Genomic DNA, 2,512 nt, shown 5'->3' with positions numbered 1-2,512 from the left:
TGATGGGCTTTTCGCCCAACGTCCGCGAGATCTTCGCCGCCTTCAACTTCGACGACACCATCCGCGACCTAGCAGGCTGTTGAAAAACCCTCATAAATTCTCAGCAAACAAAAAACCGGGAGGTGACACGGTGCGTAAAGATAGAGATGCGAGGATACAGCGATCGTCAGCCCAACCTGTTTGTGAAGCTGAATCTTGAGGAACTGGTGCCCAAGGACCATCCGCTGCGTCCGATTAAGCGGATGGCAGATGAGATACTTGTGTCGATGAGTCGCACATTGACTGCGGCGTATGCGGGATCTGAGAAGGGCGGACGGCCCAGTGTGCCACCAGAGAGGCTTCTCAAGGCAATGGTGCTGATGAGCTTGTACACGGTGCGATCGGAACGGGCGCTGTGCGAACGAATCACCTTTGACATGCTCATGCGCTGGTTCCTGGATATGACTCCCGATGAACCGTGCTTTGATCACAGCGTGTTCAGCGTCAATCGTGAGCGGCTGGATCGTCTGGACATTACCCGCAAGTTCAGCGATAAGGTGATCGAGATGGCATTTGAAGCCGGATTGATAAGTGAAGATCACTTCTCTATTGACGGCTCCCTGCTGCAGAGCCATGCCAGTCTCAAGAGTCTCAAGCAGATCGAACGGCTCAAAGCGGCGGCAGAACAGAACAAGGATAAAGATGGAGATGGCGGCAGCGGTGATACGGGTGATACGGGTGATACGGGTGATACTGGTGATACTGGCAGCGTGGGGAATCCATGGGTGGACTTTAAGGGCGAGAAGCGGAGTAACCAGACCCATCGCAGCGTCACCGATCCGGAGGCACGGTTGTATACCAAGTCCAAAGGAGTGGCATTCCTGCAGCACACGATGCATGTGCTCATGGAGAATCGCAACGGACTTGGAGTGATGATCATGGTGGGCAAGGCCGATGGCTATGCAGAGCGGAAGTGTGCCTTAAAGATGATTGATCGACTCAAGCGGAAGTTTGGGCTCACCCCCAAGACGTTGGGCGCAGACAAGGGCTATGACACCGAAGACTTTCTGCTGGCGCTACAAGCACGTGATATCACGCCGCATGTGGCGTGCAAAAGTAAGAAAGAGATCGAACCGCCCCGCGTAGATAATGATGGCGGGTGGCAGCGATGGTTCAATCAGCGTCGAGCCACCAAAGCCGAGTACCAGGTCAGTCAGCAGAAACGCAAGCTGAACGAGGAGATATTCGGCTGGTCCAAGCAGTACGGTGGGTTACGCAGAGCCCTGGTGACGGGCCGCTGGAAGATACGGCAAGTGGCCGACATGGCGTTGAGTACATTGAACTTGATACGAATGAGCAAGTTGCTGGCGGCGTAGTACACAAGCCGCCGCTGGGTCACAGGCCAGACGGTGGAGAGAGTGACCAGCTCCAGCCTGCAAGCACCTCCAACAATCAGACCGCAAGACACAAATCCACACGGAAATAGTCCGTTAGCTGCATCAAACTTCGTTTTTCAACGCCCTGCTAGTGCCTTCTTCTCCCCCTCTCCTCGCCGCCGCCCGCACCTCCCTCCTCGAATCCCTCGCCCCCGACCCAGCCCTCGCGGCCATCACCCCCGATCAAATCTTCATCCACCTCCCCGCCCTCCCGCCAAAACCCCCAAGCCCGTTCACAAACTCAACCAAACCAACCACAACGCAGGACTCACCAGTTCCTCCCACAACCCCAGTGCAAGACGAATTCGCCGACTATCAAGCCAAGTTGCGCTCCGCCATGCGCGAATGGTCGCCCGCCGACCCGCGCATCAAAACCATGCTCGAAAACTACGCAACAATCATGCAAACCGTCACCCTCGAGCGCCTCACCTCAACACTCCCAACGCTCTCCGAAACCGCCTGGGTAGAAACCAACGCACAAATCATCCGCCTCCACAGTGTCATGGAGCGCACCAACTCCCGCCTCGCCCGTGAACAACGCGAAGCAGCCGCACAAGCCCGCCGCGAAGCACGCGAACAACAACGCAAAGAGCGTCAAGCCCAGCGCGAAATCGACACCCGCGCCAAAGAACAACGCAACAAAGAACGCGAAGAAAACCGCCGCCAGCGCGAACAGGAAAAATCAATCCGCGCCGATCAACGGCACCAGCTCGCCATGCGCAAGCTCGATCTCAAAGAACGCAATCTCCCAGTCCGCGAAAAAGGAAAGCAAGAGAATCTCGAGCACCACAATTCTGCGAACCCAACAGAGATGCCAACCCCGCAGACTCCGCCGGCCCCGGCGCCAAAGCACCCATCAACCTGGACATGCGGCTAATCGCAACCGTTGACCTCACAGAATGACGAGCACCCGCGCTGGGGTGCGATGCAATCGAACGCGTCCCGTGGGTGGCGCTGCGCAGAGCCTTCGCTTCACCACACGGCTACTAACGATCACCCGCAAGGGGTGTAACACCCAAAGGGTGGTAGGCATGAAGACTTTTCCCGTCTGTGCTCTTCTGTGGATATTGCCTATCTGTGTGAATCTGTGAAATCTG

The 2,512-nt window shown here is 56.6% G+C and carries 2 protein-coding genes; both read left to right on the top strand.

All coding sequences use genetic code 11. The features are described from left to right. Nucleotides 1-146: 146 nt before the first annotated feature. Nucleotides 147-1,355: an IS5 family transposase gene (locus tag ACH2EH_RS00030; RefSeq protein ID WP_395137582.1), complete on the top strand. Its 1,209-nt coding sequence runs from the start codon at nucleotides 147-149 to the stop codon at nucleotides 1,353-1,355. 352 nt (nucleotides 1,356-1,707) lie between these two features. After that, nucleotides 1,708-2,292 (top strand): hypothetical protein, encoded by a 585-nt coding sequence (locus ACH2EH_RS00025; RefSeq protein WP_395137580.1) that lies wholly within the window; start codon nucleotides 1,708-1,710, stop codon nucleotides 2,290-2,292. The last annotated feature ends 220 nt before the right edge of the window (nucleotides 2,293-2,512 follow it).

The sequence above is a fragment of the Armatimonas sp. genome (genome assembly GCF_043760365.1).
Lineage (GTDB): Bacteria > Armatimonadota > Armatimonadia > Armatimonadales > Armatimonadaceae > Armatimonas.
Note: the sequence above shows the minus strand (reverse complement) of the source record. Positions and strands in the feature narration are given on the sequence as shown.